This is a genomic window from Thiomicrorhabdus sp. (genome assembly GCF_041583835.1).
Classification (GTDB): domain Bacteria; phylum Pseudomonadota; class Gammaproteobacteria; order Thiomicrospirales; family Thiomicrospiraceae; genus Thiomicrorhabdus.
This window is the reverse complement of the sequence record NZ_JBFHFC010000005.1, coordinates 103,782-123,173: the sequence shown is the minus strand read 5'-3', so window position 1 is coordinate 123,173 and position 19,392 is coordinate 103,782. Positions and strand designations below refer to the sequence as shown.

The following is a 19,392-nucleotide window of genomic DNA, read 5'->3' as shown; positions in this document are numbered from 1 at the left end:
AATGGAAATTCACTTTTTACGTCCGTGGTGGTTCCTAGCGTTGATTCCGGTCGTCTGGCTTGTTTGGAAAGCCTGGCACATCAAACTCCAGCAAGGTGCATGGCAGAAAGTCATCGCCCCCAAATTCCATAAATTACTACTCAATTCTCAAAACCAAACCCAAGGCCTCAGTTCCAACCGTCTGGCGGTCATCGGTTTGGCATGCTTGTGGATCATGGCGATTCTAGCCTTGGCGGGACCCAGCCTGAAATCGGTTAAACTACCGGCCGAAAAAACCCACCAGGGTACGGTCATCCTGCTCGATCTTTCACTTTCGATGCTGGCCGAAGACATTAAACCCAACCGCATCAGCCGCGCGCGCTTTAAGTTGATCGACCTGTTGAAAAAGCACCCGGAAACCGCATTCGGACTGGTTGCTTATGCAGGCACGGCACATACCATTGCGCCGATTTCGGAAGACAACCAAACCCTGTTGTCGCTGGTGCCGACGCTTAACCCGATGATGATGCCGAAATACGGTTCCGAGCCGTTGTTGGCGATGCAGCAAGCCGACCTTCTTTTTAAAGGCGCCAACGTCACTCAGGGGCACATTGTCTGGGTAACCGACGATCTCGAAAACGAACAGCGTCAAGCGATTGCGGACTGGATTCAGAGCAAAGGTTATAGCTTGAGCATTCTGGCCGTCGGCACGCAAAGCGGCGGCGCAGTCAATATCCCGAATTACGGTTTGCTTAAAGACGACAACGGGGCGATCGTACTTCCTAAACTACCGTATGCGGAACTGGAAAAATTAAGTCGTCAAAGCGGTGCCGCCCTGACCCCGTTAACGGTCGACGAAACCGATTTGGATCGCCTCATGCCAAACCAACTGGAAGCCTTTGCCAAACAGCAAGCCGAACATGAAAAAGACAAAGAAGTTTTGCATCGTTTAGACGACGGTACCGCCGTTATTATGGCCATGTTGCCGTTATTGGCGCTCGCTTATCGACGTGGCTGGCTGTTCAGTTTAAGTCTGTTGCTGTTGATGCCGATCGGTAGCCTGTATTCACCGCCGAGCTACGCCGACACCAAGCTTTCCGACTTTGCCGATGTGTTCCAAACACCCGACCAGCAAGCGTATAAAGCCTGGAAAAAACAGGATTACCAAGCGGCGGAATCGCTGTTCAAATCCCCTCAATGGAAAGGCAGTACCCTATACCGCAACGGAAAATACAAAGAAGCCGCCGAACAGTTTAAAAAGGATCCAAGTGCGTCGGGACTGTACAACCTAGGCAATGCACTTGCCAAACAAGGCCAACTCAAAGAGGCCAAACAAGCCTATGAACAGGCTTTGCAAAAACAACCCGACTTGAAGGACGCGCAGAGCAACCTCAAACTGGTGGATCGAATCCTTGACCAACAGCAGCAGACGGCCGATCAATCGATGAAGTCGCCGCAACAGTCGAAATCGAAAGACTCGCAAGACCAACAAACGAATTCGTCTTCTAATCAGTCTTCGTCGGGTCAACAGAAAAAGAACGGCGAACAAAACCGTGCTGAAAACGGTTCTACAAGCAAACAGGATCAAGATAAAACTGCACAATCGCAAGGCCAAAGCGACAATCAACAGCATGACGGAACCCAAAAACAATCCGCCAAACAGCAAAAACAGCCGCCAGCGGCCGATAAAGAAAAATCAAAAGAACCGTCTCAATCGGACGGCGAACAATCGGATGGAAAAACCGCAAAAGAATCCGCCGATTCAAAACAGGAAAAAGCGTCACAAGCACAAGAGCTGGCGGACAAATCAAACGACCCTAATCAACCGGCTGAATCGTTAAAAAAGACCGAACAGCAGCAAGCCACCGAAAACTGGTTGCAACAAATTCCCGATCAGCCGGGGCTGTTTTTGAAACGCAAATTCGAATACCAATTCCAGAACCAAACAAACAATGCGCCCGATAAACCGGGTGAACAGGCAACGAAAAAGATATGGTAAGCATGCTAATCCAAAAAAGATTTCACCTAGATCCGATAAAAAGACTCGCTGTTGCGCTCATATTTAGCCTTCTCAGCGTTTTTTCGACTTCATCCTGGTCAGACTCCCTCACAGTGGAAACGGACCGCCAGACGGTCGAATTTGGCGATATTATCAATCTCTATGTCACAGCCGACTTTCAAAGCACTCTGGGGCAACTCAATCTGGATGAACTCAAGGATCAATTCGAAATATTAGGTTCCCAACGCAGCAATAATATCCAAATGGTCAACGGCGATTTTCAATCCAGTACTCGCTGGCTGATTCAACTGTTGCCGAAACAGGTCGGTGAATTGATCGTGCCGCCCTTCAAGGTCGGCGACGTGACTAGCCAACCATACAAATTAACGGTTATGCCGCTGCAAAAATCATTGCAAAAGGGCAATTTAAAACCCTATTTCTTCGAAGCCAAAGTCAGTACCGACTCGCCCTATGTACAAGGACAAGTCATCTACACCCTGCGCTTCTACTATCAAGGACGCTTGATCTCCGGCAATATCCGCCCGCCGGAATTCGGCAATGCGTTGGTGGAACCGCTTAAAAAAGAATCGGTTTTCAATAAGCAAATTAAAGGGCAAGCCTATACCGTCTATGAATGGGTTTATGCGATCTATCCGCAAAGTAGCGGCGAACTTAAAATCGCCACCCCTCAATTCGGCGGGCGAATTCAACTCGGCAGTCACTTGAAACAGATTCAAGAAGAGGCTAACCCGATTAGCTTGCGGGTCAAGCCGGAACCGAAAGTCTTTAAGGATAAATCCACTAATGCCTGGTTACCGGCCAATAAGGTCAGCGTTAGCCAACAGTGGAATCTTCCGGACGGCGCAATTCATGTCGGCGATACTTTAACCCAAACCCTGACTTTAAACGTCGACGGGCTGATGGCGAATCAATTGCCGACCCTAAAAATCGATTCGCAAAGCGGGTTCAAAGTCTATCCGGATCAACCCAGCACCCAAGAAGATAAACAACAAAACGGCATTATCAGTAATAAGCAGCTTAAACGCGCCATCATTCCTACCCAAGCGGGCAGCTTAACCCTGCCGGAGCAGACGCTCTACTGGTGGAATACTCAGACCGACAAGCTGGAAACAACCCTGATTCCGGGTAAAACCTTTGAAATTTTACCCGCCGCGGACACCGCAACGTCTACCGCCACGCCGGGAGCCGATATGCAGGCACACGATCTCACAACCGTACCGCCTCATTCGATTGTCAAACAATCCGCAAACAATCTGCCATGGCAGATATCAACCGCCGTATTTGCTTTTCTATGGGTGGCGACACTGGCACTGTGGTTAAGAACCAGACGTCAGATTAAAGCGATCACAATTAAAGAAAAAGAAAGCACCGACAGCGATTCGAAACCAACCGAACCGGTCTGGTCGGAAATAGACGATATTTGCAAACTGCCAGCGCAACAACTCTACCCCGCCCTAAGACAGTGGCTGCGTGAACGGCATCGGATTCAAAGTTTCGCGGAATTGGATGATCGGGAATTGATCGCCCGACTTCAACAACTGGAAGCCAGCCTGTTCAATCAAGGTGAATTTACGGACGCCATGCGCCTGGCACTTTGCGAATCGTTGAAGAAGCTGGAACAAACATCCGGTTCAATCCGACAAGAGAGCCAATTAAAAGCTCTATACGCCCGTTAAAACCCCCACATCCGCAATTTGCTTGTCGAGTGCCCGGTGCCCGTTTTAAGAACCGAAATGGCGCTCGGCGATTTTTTGAACTTCCGGATAGTTGGTTTTACCGGTACCGGAAACCGGAATCGACTCGACCAGGATAATGGTTTTCGGAATCATGATATCGGCAACCTGTTGCTGTTTGGCGGCTTCGGTAATCGTACTGCGGCTTAACTCGCAATCATCGGTTACCAACACCAACTGCTCGCCTCTGCGCGAATCGGGAACCGCAACCACCACATGATGCCCGTTCGGACTCGACTGATTGATATAACTTTCAACTGCGGTCAAAGAAACCATCTCGCCGCCGATCTTGGCAAATCGTTTCGCACGCCCTTTGATCCACACAAAACCGTCTTCATCCACCGAGACGATATCGCCGGTGTCATGCCAACCCTCCGGTGGCGCCTGTAGCACACCCGGTTGATCCGGCATCAAATAACCCAACATAATATTAGGCCCTTTAACCTGCAAACGTCCGCCTTCGGCAATACCGGGAACCTCTTCGAGACGGTATTCGACAGCCGGAACCAGTTGACCGACCGAACCGTTCTTGAACGAAGTCGGAATGTTCACCGACAAGACCGGCGAGGTTTCGGTAACGCCGTAACCCTCATAAATCGGCGTATGGAATTTTTCGGCATATAGCTGGCGGGTTTCGGGGCGTAAACGCTCCGCCCCGGCCACCATCGCCCTGACGCTATAGAAATCGTATGGATTGGCTTTACGCGCATAGCCGTTAAAAAACGTATCGGTACCAAACATCAAACGCGCATTGGTCTGGTAACACATCTCCGGTACCAGCGCATAGTGCACCGGGGACGGATATAAAAACACTTTGGCGCCCTTCAAAATCGGCCAAAGCATACCCGCCGTCAAACCGAAGCTATGGAATGTCGGTAACGCATTAAACAACCGTTCACCCGGCAATAGGGTCAACATAGAACTGATCTGCTCGATATTGCTGACGATATTTTGATGCGACAACACGACCCCTTTCGGAACCCCTTCCGATCCCGAAGTAAATAACACCACCGCCTCGGAATGTGCGTCTTTTTGATAGCCCGGCAATGCTGCCGTACGGCTGAACAAGGCGCCTAATTTGTTTAAGACACCGATATTTGCTCGCACCTCTTCCAAAATCACAAATCGAACCTTATCCTGCATCTCGTCAATCAGCGGCTGCAGACCAAAGGCATCGACAAATTTACGCGACGTGATAATGGTTTTAAGTTCGGCGGTATCGCAAGCCGACTTGATCGCTCTGAACCCTGCCGTAAAGTTGATCATCGCCGGCACGTAACCGTAGGCTTGCAAAGCGAAAAAGGTCGCCGGCATGCCGGAAACGTTGGGCAACATCACTCCCACCCTTTTTTCATCCGCCAAAACCTTCTGAAGCTGTTTACCTAAAACTTTCGATGCCAGCAGCATTTTTTTCAGACTCAACGACTGATCGTTGATGTCTTCGACGCACGTCTGGTTGGCATGGTAACTCTGCTTCGCCTTAACTAATGTCTTAAACAGGCTCTTCTCTTCGATCAAACCGTAATAAGCCAGATCTCTCATCAAGATATAGATATTCTGCTTTAAGGAGTGATGGCGGCTATGACCCTTTAAACGTGCCGGAGGGTTGATGTTTTCGGCCGGTAAAATAGTCAACGTGATTTTAGGAAACCAGAATTGTTTGATATAGGCATAGAACTGGCCGTTCAAATAGGACAACTTGCTCAACTCCGCTCCGCGGATATGTACCGGAAGAATCGCCGCATGGGTTTTATCGGCCACCATGGCCGTACCTTCGTAAACCTTCATTAAACCGCCGGTCGTGGTAATGCGGCCTTCCGGAAAGATCATGCACTGCTTGCCTTTTTTCAATTCGGCGATCATGTGTTTGGCAGCATAAGGGCTGTGCAGATCGACGGTAAAGAACTTACCGAAATACAGCACAAACTTGCCGTACCATTTTTTGGCGTGGTTCATGCCGACCATGAAGGTCGTTTCACCCGGAACGAATAAATCGATCAACGGCCCGTCCAACAACGAAACATGGTTGGCGACAATCAAAAGCGGTTGTTTACTCTGATCAACGGCATGGTAGTTTTCCAATCCTCTGACTTCCACGCGATAGAAAACTTTAAACAACAACCTAATAAAAGATTTAACCAACCACTTCATTGTGACTCCTCAACTTTCCAATACTCTTCTTCAATCCACGACGCATCTTATTTTTTATTCGCAACGGCTTTACAGCCCGTCATTCAACGTGGATCGGCGGTAAAACAATCCGGCAATCGCCAAATTAAACACCGCCAATATCAACAACATGATCGGTAACGTCAGATCAAACATATACCCCACCATGATTAAAATCGATGACAACACCATCAAAAACGCATTGACGATGTTATTAACGGCGATCATTCTAGCACGAGTGTTTTGCGGGGTCTTTATCTGCAACTGGGTGTATAAGGGCACAATATAGGCTCCTCCTGCCACCGCCAAGACAAACATAAACACCAAAGACAGGCTTTCAGGCCACAACCCTAAAAACTCACCCAATCCCATCAAAACGGACGTATCGTGAATGACCGTCGGTGACGCAATGGAATCGGCCACCCAAACACTAAGCATCAATAATAAAGACATCGATACCAACAACCACGGGTGATACTGCAAGTTAACCCGTTGTTTGGACAATTTAGCGGCCAGGCCCGCGCCTACGGCAATACCAATGGAAAACATGGTCAAAAACGCCACCACCACATCTTCATTGGCAAAAAAAGTGTATTTAACAAAGGTTGGAATCTGACTGAGAAGGACCGCACCGATGAACCAGAACCACGAAATCGCCAACACGGCCGAGAACGCCTGGGAAAATTCGCGGCAAGATCGAATGATCTGCCAAGTACTTCGGAAGATGTTTTTATCGATCTTAACATCGGCCGTTTGTTGGGATGTAGCCGGAACCAATAGACTGGCAACGTATCCCAAAACCGCAACGCCCATGACCGCCGACGATATCCATACAGTGCCGTTTTCCATCACGACACCGCTGCCTCCGGCAATCGTACCCAATAAAATGGCGATGAAAGTAGAGCCGCTAAACCAACCGTTACCGCGTAACAATTGATTTTCTTGAAGCACCTCCGGCAAAATCGAATACTTAATCGGCCCGAAAAAAGCCGACTGCGTGCCCATTAAAAACAGCGACACATAAAGCCACTCCAATTGCAGACTTAACAGCCCCAGAACGCCGGTCGCCATAATCAAAATTTCGGCTAATTTGATTTTTCGAATCAAAACGGATTTCGGAAAATGATCGGCAATTTGCCCGGCAAAAGCGGAAAACAGGAAAAACGGCAAAATGAAGATACCGGCTGCCAATGTGATGTATAAACCGGTCTGCTCGTCGGATTGACTGAGCTGGAAAGCGATGAGCATCACCATCGCATTTTTATAAAGGTTGTCGTTAAACGCGCCTAGAAACTGCACCCAAAACAACGGAAAAAAACGTCTCGAAAGAAAAAAAGAGGAGGTCGACCGCGTCCGGGAATTTAGCATACAAAGCTTCTAATTCATTTTAAAAAACATGCGCTAAGTATACCCCGAATCGATCCATATCAAAAAGGAACCGGTTTGTTCAAACCGCAAATCAAATCTTGATGTATTTCCAACCCTCGTTTAGGCGTTCCACCACCGCATCGATCGCCGGTTTATCGTGTTTGACCATTGGAAGTACATTAACCTTTTCGCCTCTTTCCAACGCTCTTTCCAACGCTCTTTTACACGCATACAAGGTTAAATTATCGTAATGGCTTAACAGGTTCTCCAGTTGTTTGTGATTCGGGTTATCGGCGTCGAACATCTTCACACCATGATAATTGGAAATGAAATCGACTTTGACTTTTGGCCCGCCCTCTTTCAACAACTGTTCGATCTTCTGCAAAGCTTCCGCCTGTTTGACCAGGTCGTCCGAATCCAAATGCACAATGTATTTGTCTTCTTGAGGTACTGCTTGCGCCAATGTTTGATATGACTCGCCGCTGTTTTGACCGGTCAGCAGACTAAGCATTCCGGCACCCAATACAACGCCCAAAAACAGAGAAGCCGCTGCCGTTTTAGGAATCGACCAAACTCGTTTAGACACCGGGGCACTCGATTTTCTTTCCGGCACCGGAATATCCGCATAAGCCTCTTTCACTTTGGATTTAAGAGTACGAAGATGACAAACCTCATCCTGTAATTTTGAATCTAGCCGCATTGCCTCTTCAACCTCAAAACACTCTTCACTGGAAAGTTGTCCGTCGATGTATGCATGTAACTGATAGGTTTGAATTGATTTACCCATTAATTTCAATTTCTCCGTAATGGAACCACTTTGTGCTTTTGCACATCACTATTCTCTAACAAGGATCGTAACTTCTCGCGCCCCCGAGAAATTCGACTCATTACCGTGCCGATCGGAGTGGAAGTGATATCCGAAATTTCCTGATAACTGAATCCCTGCAAATCCGCTAAGACAATGACCTCTCTCTGGTCAAACGGCAATTTTGCCATCGCTTGATAAAAAGCGTCTTGCGTCTGCTTCTTAATCATTTCCGACTCGCTGCATTCAACCGAATAGTGCTGATCGATTTCCGCTTCTTCGGTCCATTCCCAACGACGATTGAAACGCATGTTATCCAAAAACAGATTTCGCATGATCTTACTCAACCAAGCGTCTAAATGCTCCAAATTGCTAATATCTTTGCGCTTTTCCAACGCTTTCAACATAGTTTCCTGTACAAGATCTTGCGCTAATGCAGGATGATGGCTCCAAGCATAGGCCAGACGATACAGACGCTCATACTTGTTTTCCAACGCTGTATTGAACCGCCTTCTCTCTTGGGATTCGCAAAACAGATCGGCAACCTTGCTCGTAAATTTCATTTACACATCACTTGTTTGAATTAATACCTTTTTTCGATACTAATTCAATTTCAGTTTTTAATGCAACAAATATTTTTTTGTAAACATATTAACAACTTACGAAATAAATAAAACTGTTGTGTAGATAAGAATTACTGGTTTAAAAAAATGGAATAAAACGCTCTACCCATTCGTTTAAGGGTTAAGCGCGCTGAATTTTGATTTACTTTCGAGGATAAAAAAACATGCTAAAAAAACAGGTTTATAAACTTTTTGGATTACTACTGGGACTCCTGGTTACGATCCCCGTCTTTGCGGCTCAAACCGAAGCACCGCTGCCTGACACCTTCGCGGAACACAAAGTCGTTCTACAAATCAGCGACGGCGATCCGTTTAAACAAACCTTGGTGCTTAATGTCGCCGGAAACTTACAGCGCTATTACGGAGCCCAAAACGTCGATATCGAAGTGGTTGCCTTTGGACCGGGCGTTCGCCTTATGTTAGATAAAAACGTCAACGAGCCGCGTATTAAATCTCTAATTGCGGGGGGCGTGCGCTTTACAGCCTGTGCCAATACACTCAAAAACTTCTCTTCTAAACTTGGACATGAACCCAAAGTCATGGAAGGCATTGCCATTGCTCCGGCCGGAGCGGGCAGAATCCTGCAACTTAATGCTGCCGGTTGGCAGATTTTGAAACCTTAACAATCCCCCGAGGTCACTATGAAATCAATAAAACCTTACCTGATCGCTGTTTTCATGTTGCTATCGGCTATCCTGACAATCAACAGCGCCAATGCCAACGAACGCTACGGACATCAAAAAGTGGTGTATCACATTAACTACGACGATATCAAAAAACAGTCTTCAACCCTACGCAACATTCAAAACCATATCAACGCGGTCGGTGTAGACAATATTGATATAAAAGTCGTGCTCCACGGTAACGGACTATCTCTGCTACTCAAACCCGAAGCTTTGAAAAACGTGCCTAAATTCAAAACGGCCAACGCCACTTTGGAAATGGCTCAAAAAATCGACCAACTCAAAATGCAGGGGGTCACTTTCAACGTTTGCGCTAATACCTTAAAAGGTCGAAACGTCGATTTCGAACGCGACCTTTACGATGCCAAGAAAGACGATATCGTTCCTAGCGGCGTTGCCGAACTTGCCTACCTTCAAAGCCAAGGCTTCTTATACCTAAGACCTTAATTTAATCAAACAGACCAAATATAAAATCTCTTAAAAAAGAGAAGAGGATACTTATGCTAAACAAAACCTATAAACTCAAAAAAACCGCGTTATTGATCGCATTAGCCGGCGCCTTGGGCGCTCAATCCGCCCAAGCCGCAAACTGGCTGATGATCCAAGGAACCGAAAAGGATCACCAGGCACCAAGAGCCAAGGTCTGGGGGTTTGTACAAGCGGAATACCAACAAACCGACGATACTAAACTTACCGCCGGTCCTTATGCCGGAAAATCAGCCGCATTCAACCAGATGGCACCTCAATTGGATACCTCTCAAGGCTTCAACGTCCGTCGTGCACGTATCGGAGTCAGAGGCGGAAATTTCCCGCTGGATGAAAAAGTGAATTACTTCCTACTTACCGAATTCGGGAACAATGGTATTACGACCGGTGGTGACGCTTCTCAAGGTCAGTTAACTGATGCCAGCGTCACCCTTAACCACATTCCCGGCGCAAGAATCCGAGTGGGTCTATTCAAAACTCCGGGTGCGGAAGAAGGGCTTCAAGGTATCCCGGTATTCAACTATGTCAATTTCAGTAACGTAACCGATCGCCTATTGTTGGAACGTTATTTCGACAACTCTACCGGCAATACGGGAAGAAGCGCACCGGTCGGTGCGTTCCGAGACACCGGGGTGGAAGTCTTTGACGCTTTCAGAGTCGGTGAGTGGGAGCACAGTTATGCCGTTATGCTAGGTAACGGTAATGGTTTGGCATTAACGGACAATGATAAACATCAGGATCTGTACTTGTATGCCTCTACGGAAAAGATCTTCAACAATACAACCGGTCCAAGAAGACAAGGGTTGAAATTCTTTGCTTGGATGCAGGACGGGAAACGTACCTTGGATGATGTGGGGACCGTAGACCGAAAACGTACCGGACTGGGTACAACCTATTGGGACGGTAAATACCGGTTAGCGGCCGAATACATTACCGCCGACGGTATGATTTACGGTGGAACCAGCGGCGCCGGATTACCTTCCGACGGTGCGACATTCAGTGTCTTTCCCGACCAAAAGGCGGACGGATATTATGTCGATCTAGGGTATCGAGTCATGCCTAATCTGGAATTGAACGTACGCTACGACAAACTCGACAGCGCAACCAAAACCGATGCCGCATCCAATACCAATCAAGACAAACATCGTGAATTCCAGACGACCACATTAGGCGCACAGTACTTCTTCAACAAGAAAACCTCATTGAGAGTCAACTATGAGATTCGTTCGATTGAAGCGCCTGACGCCCCATCTACGGCTCCGGTACACGATATTCTGGACAGTGTGGACAATCGTGTTTCAGCACAAATCAGCTTAGTCTTCTAAGCCGTTAAACCTCTTTTTTGCGTTGTTAGGTTGGTACTCCGAAAATCAACCACCTTGCCCTTGCTTAATCAGCAAGGGCTTTTTTATGCCTAAAAGAATCTAAAAATTACGCTGCTATGCCGCTGTGACGTAACAAAGCTTCAATTTTCGGTTCGCGTCCTCTAAAGGCTTTAAACAAAACCATCGGATCAATCGAACCCCCTGCTGCCAAAATCGTATTCTTAAATTTGGCACCCGTTTCGGGATTCAAAATACCCGTCTCTTCAAATAGGCTAAATGCATCCGCAGACAGCACTTCTGCCCACTTATAACTGAAATAACCGGCCGCATACCCACCCGCAAAAATATGACTGAAACTGTGTAACATACGAGTATATTCAGGCGGTTGAATCACGGAAACTTCCTCTCGAATTCGTTTCGCCAGTTCCAAAATATCTTCTACTTCATCCGGGCGATAGAAGCTATGCAATTCAAAATCCATCAACGCGAATTCAATCTGACGAACCATCATCATCGCAGACTGGAAACCGCGACTGGTTTTCAAAGACTCGAATAACTCATCCGGCAATGTTTCACCGGTTTGAATATGAGAAGAGATCAAATCAAGACCTTCACGCTCCCAACAGAAGTTTTCCATAAACTGGGACGGCAACTCCACCGCATCCCACGGAACGCCGCTGATACCCGAGATATCCAAATGCTCCATTTCCGTCATTAAATGATGAATCCCGTGACCGAACTCATGGAACAGAGTTGTAACTTCATCGTGTGTCAAACAGGCCGGTTTGTCCGCAACCTGCGGCGTGAAGTTGCACACCAAATAAGCGACCGGCTTTTGTAACGCACCCGCAGAATGCTTCCAACGGCTCACCGCAGAATCCATCCAGGCACCACCTCGTTTATTTTCTCGCGCATAAAGATCCAGATAAAACTGACCCACGACCTCATCGCCCGCATCGACTAATTCAAAAAAACGAACGTCTTTATGCCATACCGAAACACCCTCTTTCTCTCGAACACGAATATCAAACAGTGTTTCGGTAATCGTAAATAAACCATTCAATACGGCCTTAACCGGAAAATAGGGACGAAGCACTTCTTGCGACAACGATAAGCTAGCCGCTTTTAATTTTTCGGAAACGTAAGAAACGTCCCACGGCTGAAAATCTTCTATTCCGTATTCATCCTTGGCAAAGGCTTTTAACGTTGCCAATTCCTGTTCTGCCTGGGGTTTGGATTTAACCGCTAAATCGCGTAAAAAACCTAATACCTGATCGGTGCTCTGTGCCATCTTGGTGGCTAACGAGTAGTCGGCATATTGTTCGAATCCAAGCAAATTAGCCAATTCATGACGCAGTTTTCTAATTTTTTCTATATTTTCCGAATTGTCATACTCGGTATTATGAGCCTGATCCGAAGCGCGTGTTCCGAATGCGCGATACACTTCGGAACGCAATTCACGTGAATCGGCATGCATCATCACCGCTATATAGGAAGGAAAATCCAACGTTACCAACCAACCTTCAAGCCCTTTTTGTTCAGCTAATTGTTTCAACAATCCCATGGCGTTTTCAGGCAAACCGGCCAATTCTCGTTCATCAACAATATTTTTTGACCAGGCTTGTGTGGACTTCAAAACGTTATTGCCGAACTGACTGCTTAACTGTGACAACTGTTGTGAAATCGTTTGATACTGAGCCTGCTTTTCAGCAGGTAGATCAATCCCGGAAAGTCGAAAATTTCTTAATGCATTTTCGATAACTTTCTTCTGAGCCAAAGAATAATCTTTGAATTCTTCACTATTAGCGATTAACGTGAATTTCTCGAACAGACCTTTATTCTGCCCCATTTCAGTGTGATAGGCGGTGACCTTTTCAAGACATGCTGTATAAGCTGCATGCCATTCGTCGCTGTTTTTTACCGAATCCAAATGCCCTATCGGTCCCCAGACGCGCTCGAACCGATTATCGATTTTCTCTAAAGGCTCAATGAAGTTTTCCCAAGTCGGTATTTCATCCAAATTAACCAAACACGCCACTTGTGCACGATTCTCTTCCAACAATTGATCTACTGCAGGAACGATATGTTCCACGTGAAACATATCGAATTTTGGTAAATCTGTAATATTAAGTAGCGGGTTTGAATTAACGTTTTGGGACATAATGAATGTTCTTTTGATTGGTTTAAATAGATGCATTATAGCCTAATCGTGGTCACGCCTAAATCCCAACACGAATAAGGGCCGCCTAGTAATCGATTAAATCGAATTAAATTAATAACAAGGAGAACAAAAGATAGAAATATGGGCAATGGCAGAATAGACAGACCACATCAAAAACATAAATTATTTGCTAAACTGGTTTCCATTAAACATCCAAAAAACGATCTATAACGGAACAATATGAAGACTTTTCAGACTGAAATCATCCTCACCAACCCTAACAGAGGAACCTATAACATCACTCAAAAAATTGAAGCCGCTGTTAGAGATTCCTCTATCAATACAGGCTTGTGCCATGTCTTTATTCAACACACTTCGGCATCGTTGATTATTACCGAAAACGCCGATCCTAGCGTTCGACAAGACATTGAATATTGGATGCAAAAAACGGTTCAAGACGGCGACCCCCGCTACCTGCATAACTATGAAGGGGATGACGACATGAGTGCACACATACGCTGCATGATTACCGATATGAGCCAAACCATACCGGTCAGTAACGGACGACTTAACTTAGGAACTTGGCAAGGACTGTTTCTTTACGAACACCGAACCGGTCGTTTTGACCGTAAGCTGATTATTACCATTCAAGGCGAATAAAAAATAACGAAAAGCAATGGGTTATTTAGGTAAATAACCTAAGTTGCGCATACACTCTTCATAAGGAATCAGACGCTCCCCTTCGGTATTGGTCAAGCTTTGTTGACCGGAAGCCAAGCCACGGCAATAGGCTTGATCTTGGATAAATTGTTTCTCGTTTTGGCCGACTTTATTTACAAAATGATGAGAAGTACAAGCTGCTAATGCCAAAGCTATCGAAGCCAATCCTGAAAAAATCACTGTCTGTTTCATACGTCCTTCCCTGTCGAATAAAATCCAATCGGCTCAATCGCCGATTCACATATACATCATAACCAAAATTTAAATTCATCAATGACTGCAATAAACATAGCATAGCAAATTTAAACTATCGATTATCCGAAATACCGAAACACTTAATATTTATAAAATTGATGTCATTAAAATATCTTAAACGCCCCTTAAGTCTTTATGAAAATAATTATCGTTTTCGATTCTTTTTATCCATATAATAACCATAAAATATAAATGGTCGTGTTAAGCAACGGGTTTGCGATTTCACGCTAAAATTTCAAATTATGAAAAAATCCTTAAATAAATGCCTCATAACGGCATTTTTTCTATTTTTCCTGCCAAGTGCATTACTTGGCTCCTGGAAATCGCCTGAAGGCCACTTTAAAGCGGTCGGTTTTTTAGAGAATTGGCCGAATTTTGAAAAAACGGCAGGTGTCGATTCCGAAACCACCCATTTTCTTATGAGTGACTTTCGAGCCAAAACCGAACGTTTTGAAAAAAACTGGAAATTCGAAATCGATTATCAAATTCAAGGGTTAAAAGGTGAAACCATTTCACAACAAAGACAACTGACTTCCGACGATTACGATTTTTTTGATTTGGATCAGAAACAGCTGTTTAATTTAACCGCATCGATTGTTAACCGAGACGATACATTTATTTACCACCGCATCGATCGACTCTCTGCAACCTATCAACAAAGAAATTATTCGGTCAAAATCGGAAGACAAGCAATTCGTTGGGGAAACGGTCAACTATTCAATCCGTTGGATCACTTCAATCCATTTGCGCCCAATAGTATCGATACCGAATATAAACCGGGAACCGACATGGTCAGCGGTCAATACTTAACCGAATCCGGAGATCAATTGGATTGGATAATCGTCCCTAGACGCAACTTGGATAATCGTGAACTCGATATCGACGAAAGCGCCTTCGGCATTAAGTGGTTACACTATACGGATAAACTGGAATTACAGGGGATTCTCAGCAAAGAAGCAAACGAATGGCTATTAGGGGTTGAGCTAACCGGTAATTTATTCAACGGCCTGTGGAACATGGATTGGTTAAGTGCCTACAACACCGATTACCAAGCGTTCAATAACAGTCTAGTCGCCAATTACCATCAAGCCTGGAAATCTTCGGCCACAATACAACCGGCTTCATCGAGTATTTTTACAATGGTTACGGCGAAGCCTCGTCACAACCTTATCTAAACCAAATCAACCCGATTCTATGGAATAAAATCATTAATAATCAATTATTTGTAATCAATCAACACTACATGGACATGGGGATGACCATCGAGATGACGTCTAAATTAAGTTTAGGACCCAACCTCATCGTCAACCTACAGGATCATAGTCAGTTGTGGAGCCTTCACGGTAATTATTTACTCAATAACCGCAGTCAAATTCTATTCGGTTTACAGTTGACTCAAGGCGATACAGGCTCCGAATTTAACGGCTTATATCTGACGGAAGAAAAGCATCAGATCTCGGCTTACAGCCACTATGCATACCTGCAATTCAATACCTATTTCTAACTTAATACATTACTTGAAGTCGTAGTTTCTGGCGTCGGGTTATTCGCTAATTGTAGTCGTGCAATTCGTTTAGACAAAGTATGCAGCTGTTTGAAACCGTCAACCAACTGCATCTCGTAACGAAAAACGGTCAAACGTTCTTCATTGGGCTGAAAACGTTTAATTTGATGAGCCAGCGCTTCTTGAATAAGATGATCAATTGTCGGTTTAATGGCAATAACCGCCATGGCGGCCTCGGAATCTTGTTTATAGATACTTTGCATTGCATTCTCAATCGCTTTCCCGACTTCGGAAGTCAATTGTCCGACCAGGTTAATCATGGTTTCACTCGGTTTTATCTCATTCTCAACCATCTCGTGGATCACGTTCATCATGTTAGACTGCAATGTTTCCAGCATCGATTCCAATATATTCAAAACATTCATCAACTTAAGGTATTCTTTCTGCTCTTCGGCCGACATGGCGCTTTGTCCTGCGCGACCTAAATAACTTAATATTTGGCTTTGATAAGAACGTAATCGACGAATCGTTAAATCTTCCCTCGATAATTTATCGATATTAGGCGACGGGATTAAACCGACCAGACGTTTATAAAATAAGCCTTGCTGCTTTTGATAATGTTCCAGCTCCATAGCGACCGCTTTCATTGCCAGAGCCGGCGTCATAATCAAGGCTTCATCCAAAAACTCCGGTTTGAATTCGGCCGCGCCTTTCTCTTCCGATAAAACGGGAACCAATTTGTTTACAATCCATAAAAAAACCGGGATCATCGGCAGAAAAACGATCAAACTAATTAAATTAAACAACGTATTTGCGTTGGCAATCTCTCGTGGTGTATTTTCGGCCAATAACATCATGACTTCGTTTCCGGCATATTCATGTGCAGAAATCATAGTCGCAAAATACGCCAGCTCAGGAATAAACGGCAACCAGATCAGTACCCCTAAAAGGTTAAATTGCACATGAATCAAAGCGGTACGTAACGCCTCTCTCGACTTGCCTATTGTCGCCAACATCGCCGTTACCGTCGTACCGATATTTGCACCCATCGCCAATGCAATCCCGGCAGGTAAAGTTAAAAACCCGTTACCGGCCATAACAATCACAATGGCAATCGTTGCAGAAGAGGATTGCACCAGCGCCGTAAAAACCAAACCGATCAAAATACCCAAAAAAGGGTTTTGCATTTGCTGCATCAATTCTAAAAACGGTTCGTAGTTTCGCAACGGTGCCATACCGACACCCATCAGATTCATGCCGAAAAACAATAAACCCAATCCCATAATAAATTGCCCGATCGCAATTTTATTTCTTAATTTGGCTAAAAACTCGATCAAAAAACCCACTGAAACCATTAAAAGAGCAAAATTTTCTATTTTAAACGCCACAATTTGTGCCGTTACCGTTGTCCCTAAATTTGCCCCCATAACCACACCGGCCGCCTGTCCTGCCGACATCAAACCTGCGGAAACGAAACCGACCGTTAAAACGCTGGTTACCGATGACGATTGAATTACTGCGGTCACGCCCGCTCCGGTAATCGCCCCCATCACCCTATTGGTCGTCAACTTGGACAGCATCAGTTTCATCTGATCCCCGGCGATAATCAACAAACCTTTGATCATCTTATCCATGCCATATAGAAACAGAGCTAAACCGCCAAACAACTCCATCAACATAGCAAACCAGTTCAAACTTAATGGCGAACCTTCATCTTGAGAAAACGAATTTGTTGAATATAGCCCGACAATCAACAATAAAACCAACAAACCTGTAATTCGTTGAAATAGGGAAAAAGAGGTATGACGTAATTGAATCCAAGACATAACGGACACTCTTGAATGGATGAATCTCCTCATGATAAACCATTAAGTACAAAAGGAAATAGCGTTACCCTGCCAACATCCAAATCAAATGTTTAAAAATGAGAATGTCTTAACCTTAAAATATGATTATTTATTAGCGTTATTCCAAAAAAAAGCCCCGCAAATGCGGGGCTTTTTTATTCTTCCAGCTTAGATAAAAATTAAAAAACGAATGCCGCTTTATTCTTATCCATTTTATATGTCCAAGGAAGACCCGCGTTTTTCCAACCATTTACAACGCGCTGACCTTTATTTTCACCTGACTTGGCTTTATCGCCTTCAAAGCCTTGCCAAGCACTCCATACATTGGTGTAACCATTTTTAGCCATCAAGTCCGTCGCTTTAGCCGAACGGTCTCCTGAACGGCACATCAAGATAATTTTGGTGTTTTTACCATAGTTAATACCGGTCTTTTTCATTAGATCTTCAACTTGTCCAACAAAACCGGAATTGAATTGACGCTTATAAGTTTTTTTCTTGTCATCCCAATCTGAATAATCGTAAGTGATGTAAGGAACGTTACCATCGATCATGTCTGTATAGCCTACAAACTGAATTTCGTAAGGAGTACGGATATCAACAAATAAAACCTTATTCCCCTCTGTTTTTTTAATGTCATACACTTCTTTTGGGCTTAAATAATGGTGAAGGATATCACGCTTTTTTTCAGGTAATTTTGCTTCAATTGAAGAGGAATCCGCCTTCACATCGACAGAAGCATACACTGAAGTGCTTAATAAGCCTGCCGTAATAAATAAAGCCGGTAATAACATACGTTTCATTCTTAGTACTCCTACACTTGATTAAAAGAATATAAAACGATTCGATTATATTAACTAATACTTATTTTTTCTTATTAAAAATTTTATGGACATAATAGAATTATTAATTGTAGGGATATTTCTATAGAAACAGATGTTTTAATTGAAAATAAGACCGCCAATTCGTCCAGGTAATCGGCGGTTTTTGTGTTTCACGTGAAACACAAATAGCGGATTTTATTCATTATTTATCCGGGGACACAAGGGTCATCCCTGCTATGGATTTAATACCGGTCTTTGCAATGCAAACTGGTCTTGAATGGTCGAATAATCATTGCCACCCAATTTTCCAACCGCATTCAAACCTTTGGAATCAATCATTCCATTAGCATAAATATCATCGTCGACGTAAAATCCGACGACATCCAACAACATCATTTTGCCGCCGGCAGGCTGTTCCGAAATCGTAACCACTTCTCTTAAACGACACTCGTAACGGACTTTCGCCTGTTTGACGCTAAGCGGATTCACATGATGACTTTCAATCGGTTCGATACCCACCGCCTCGAATTCACTGATTTGCTGAGGATAATCGGCACAACTGGCATTCATCATCTCCGCTAACTCCGCGCTAACAACGTTAACCACACATTCCGACGTCTGCTTAAGATTCACCAATGTATCTTTGTCGTGCCGATCACCGGGATTGACCTGAGTCACACATAAAACAGGCGGGTTACAACTGACAACGGTAAAGAATGAATAGGGAGCCAAATTATCGACCCCTTCTTCACTGCGGGTACTGATCCAGGCAATCGGCCGGGGAACAACTCCGCCGACCAAAAGAGGATAGATTTGCTGAGTACTCAATTGCGAACTTTCAATAAACATTTAACACCTTCCTAAAATAAATTTTGAATGCTGTTATTTGAGTA

The 19,392-nt window shown here is 44.8% G+C and carries 17 protein-coding genes; 8 read left to right on the top strand and 9 right to left on the bottom strand.

Annotated elements, in window-relative coordinates; all coding sequences use genetic code 11:
* Position 1 precedes the first annotated feature (1 nt).
* A complete protein-coding gene (locus tag ABY044_RS04475) occupies positions 2 to 1,978 on the top strand; it encodes a VWA domain-containing protein (protein WP_373018592.1) in 1,977 nt (658 codons plus the stop codon).
* A 113-nt stretch (positions 1,979 to 2,091) separates the two neighbouring features.
* Positions 2,092 to 3,675: a BatD family protein gene (locus ABY044_RS04470; protein WP_373018590.1), complete on the top strand. Its 1,584-nt coding sequence runs from the start codon at positions 2,092 to 2,094 to the stop codon at positions 3,673 to 3,675.
* Between the two features lie 45 nt (positions 3,676 to 3,720).
* Here ABY044_RS04470 and ABY044_RS04465 read toward each other — a convergent pair whose 3' ends face one another.
* The 4 genes from ABY044_RS04465 to ABY044_RS04450 all read right to left on the bottom strand — a co-directional run bounded on the left by ABY044_RS04465 (position 3,721) and on the right by ABY044_RS04450 (position 8,637).
* Positions 3,721 to 5,883, bottom strand: coding sequence for an AMP-binding protein (locus ABY044_RS04465; RefSeq protein ID WP_373018588.1), 2,163 nt, complete (start codon positions 5,881 to 5,883; stop codon positions 3,721 to 3,723).
* A gap of 69 nt (positions 5,884 to 5,952) precedes the next feature.
* Positions 5,953 to 7,200, bottom strand: a complete 1,248-nt coding sequence (locus ABY044_RS04460) for an MFS transporter (protein ID WP_373018586.1) — start codon at positions 7,198 to 7,200, stop codon at positions 5,953 to 5,955.
* Between the two features lie 160 nt (positions 7,201 to 7,360).
* Entirely contained in the window at positions 7,361 to 8,056 is a 696-nt protein-coding gene (locus tag ABY044_RS04455) for a hypothetical protein (protein WP_373018584.1), read from the bottom strand.
* Between the two features lie 5 nt (positions 8,057 to 8,061).
* Positions 8,062 to 8,637, bottom strand: coding sequence for an RNA polymerase sigma factor (locus ABY044_RS04450; protein ID WP_373018582.1), 576 nt, complete (start codon positions 8,635 to 8,637; stop codon positions 8,062 to 8,064).
* Positions 8,638 to 8,861: 224 nt separating this feature from the next.
* Between ABY044_RS04450 and ABY044_RS04445 the strand changes: the two genes are divergently transcribed.
* The 3 genes from ABY044_RS04445 to ABY044_RS04435 are packed head-to-tail and all read left to right on the top strand — an operon-like array spanning position 8,862 to position 11,191.
* A complete protein-coding gene (locus ABY044_RS04445; protein WP_373018580.1) occupies positions 8,862 to 9,320 on the top strand; it encodes a DsrE family protein in 459 nt (152 codons plus the stop codon).
* Between the two features lie 18 nt (positions 9,321 to 9,338).
* Positions 9,339 to 9,827, top strand: a complete 489-nt coding sequence (locus ABY044_RS04440; RefSeq protein WP_373018578.1) for a DsrE family protein — start codon at positions 9,339 to 9,341, stop codon at positions 9,825 to 9,827.
* 53 nt (positions 9,828 to 9,880) lie between these two features.
* A complete protein-coding gene (locus tag ABY044_RS04435) occupies positions 9,881 to 11,191 on the top strand; it encodes a porin (protein WP_373018576.1) in 1,311 nt (436 codons plus the stop codon).
* A 106-nt stretch (positions 11,192 to 11,297) separates the two neighbouring features.
* Here ABY044_RS04435 and ABY044_RS04430 read toward each other — a convergent pair whose 3' ends face one another.
* Positions 11,298 to 13,352, bottom strand: a complete 2,055-nt coding sequence (locus tag ABY044_RS04430) for a M3 family metallopeptidase (protein ID WP_373018574.1) — start codon at positions 13,350 to 13,352, stop codon at positions 11,298 to 11,300.
* A gap of 240 nt (positions 13,353 to 13,592) precedes the next feature.
* Between ABY044_RS04430 and ABY044_RS04425 the strand changes: the two genes are divergently transcribed.
* On the top strand, positions 13,593 to 14,012 hold the full coding sequence (locus ABY044_RS04425) for a secondary thiamine-phosphate synthase enzyme YjbQ (RefSeq protein WP_373018572.1): 420 nt from the start codon (positions 13,593 to 13,595) through the stop codon (positions 14,010 to 14,012).
* 21 nt (positions 14,013 to 14,033) lie between these two features.
* Here ABY044_RS04425 and ABY044_RS04420 read toward each other — a convergent pair whose 3' ends face one another.
* Positions 14,034 to 14,264 carry a hypothetical protein gene (locus ABY044_RS04420; protein WP_373018570.1) on the bottom strand — a complete coding sequence of 77 codons (231 nt, stop codon included), beginning with the start codon at positions 14,262 to 14,264 and terminating at the stop codon, positions 14,034 to 14,036.
* A 305-nt stretch (positions 14,265 to 14,569) separates the two neighbouring features.
* Between ABY044_RS04420 and ABY044_RS04415 the strand changes: the two genes are divergently transcribed.
* Entirely contained in the window at positions 14,570 to 15,502 is a 933-nt protein-coding gene (locus tag ABY044_RS04415) for a hypothetical protein (RefSeq protein WP_373018568.1), read from the top strand.
* 80 nt (positions 15,503 to 15,582) lie between these two features.
* Positions 15,583 to 15,831 carry a hypothetical protein gene (locus ABY044_RS04410; RefSeq protein WP_373018566.1) on the top strand — a complete coding sequence of 83 codons (249 nt, stop codon included), beginning with the start codon at positions 15,583 to 15,585 and terminating at the stop codon, positions 15,829 to 15,831.
* Here ABY044_RS04410 and ABY044_RS04405 read toward each other — a convergent pair.
* From ABY044_RS04405 to ABY044_RS04395, 3 genes are all read right to left on the bottom strand, one after another.
* Positions 15,828 to 17,657, bottom strand: a complete 1,830-nt coding sequence (locus ABY044_RS04405; protein ID WP_373018564.1) for a Na/Pi cotransporter family protein — start codon at positions 17,655 to 17,657, stop codon at positions 15,828 to 15,830. The genes ABY044_RS04410 and ABY044_RS04405 overlap by 4 nt on opposite strands.
* Positions 17,658 to 17,857: 200 nt before the next feature.
* On the bottom strand, positions 17,858 to 18,478 hold the full coding sequence (locus tag ABY044_RS04400; protein ID WP_373018562.1) for a rhodanese-like domain-containing protein: 621 nt from the start codon (positions 18,476 to 18,478) through the stop codon (positions 17,858 to 17,860).
* 255 nt (positions 18,479 to 18,733) lie between these two features.
* Complete coding sequence (locus ABY044_RS04395; protein ID WP_373018560.1) at positions 18,734 to 19,348, bottom strand: flavin reductase family protein; 615 nt, start codon at positions 19,346 to 19,348, stop codon at positions 18,734 to 18,736.
* Positions 19,349 to 19,392: the final 44 nt, after the last annotated feature.

Excerpts from the sequence above, each read along its gene's own strand:
- ABY044_RS04465 (WP_373018588.1), bottom strand. The coding sequence starts at position 5,883 with ATGAAGTGGTTGGTTAAATCTTTTATTAGGTTGTTGTTTAAAGTTTTC.
- ABY044_RS04430 (WP_373018574.1), bottom strand. The coding sequence starts at position 13,352 with ATGTCCCAAAACGTTAATTCAAACCCGCTACTTAATATTACAGATTTA.
- ABY044_RS04425 (WP_373018572.1), top strand. The coding sequence starts at position 13,593 with ATGAAGACTTTTCAGACTGAAATCATCCTCACCAACCCTAACAGAGGA.
- ABY044_RS04420 (WP_373018570.1), bottom strand. The coding sequence starts at position 14,264 with ATGAAACAGACAGTGATTTTTTCAGGATTGGCTTCGATAGCTTTGGCA.
- ABY044_RS04405 (WP_373018564.1), bottom strand. The coding sequence starts at position 17,657 with ATGTCTTGGATTCAATTACGTCATACCTCTTTTTCCCTATTTCAACGA.
- ABY044_RS04445 (WP_373018580.1), top strand. The coding sequence starts at position 8,862 with ATGCTAAAAAAACAGGTTTATAAACTTTTTGGATTACTACTGGGACTC.
- ABY044_RS04410 (WP_373018566.1), top strand. The coding sequence starts at position 15,583 with ATGACCATCGAGATGACGTCTAAATTAAGTTTAGGACCCAACCTCATC.
- ABY044_RS04475 (WP_373018592.1), top strand. The coding sequence starts at position 2 with ATGGAAATTCACTTTTTACGTCCGTGGTGGTTCCTAGCGTTGATTCCG.
- ABY044_RS04395 (WP_373018560.1), bottom strand. The coding sequence starts at position 19,348 with ATGTTTATTGAAAGTTCGCAATTGAGTACTCAGCAAATCTATCCTCTT.
- ABY044_RS04450 (WP_373018582.1), bottom strand. The coding sequence starts at position 8,637 with ATGAAATTTACGAGCAAGGTTGCCGATCTGTTTTGCGAATCCCAAGAG.
- ABY044_RS04400 (WP_373018562.1), bottom strand. The coding sequence starts at position 18,478 with ATGAAACGTATGTTATTACCGGCTTTATTTATTACGGCAGGCTTATTA.
- ABY044_RS04435 (WP_373018576.1), top strand. The coding sequence starts at position 9,881 with ATGCTAAACAAAACCTATAAACTCAAAAAAACCGCGTTATTGATCGCA.
- ABY044_RS04440 (WP_373018578.1), top strand. The coding sequence starts at position 9,339 with ATGAAATCAATAAAACCTTACCTGATCGCTGTTTTCATGTTGCTATCG.
- ABY044_RS04415 (WP_373018568.1), top strand. The coding sequence starts at position 14,570 with ATGAAAAAATCCTTAAATAAATGCCTCATAACGGCATTTTTTCTATTT.
- ABY044_RS04455 (WP_373018584.1), bottom strand. The coding sequence starts at position 8,056 with ATGGGTAAATCAATTCAAACCTATCAGTTACATGCATACATCGACGGA.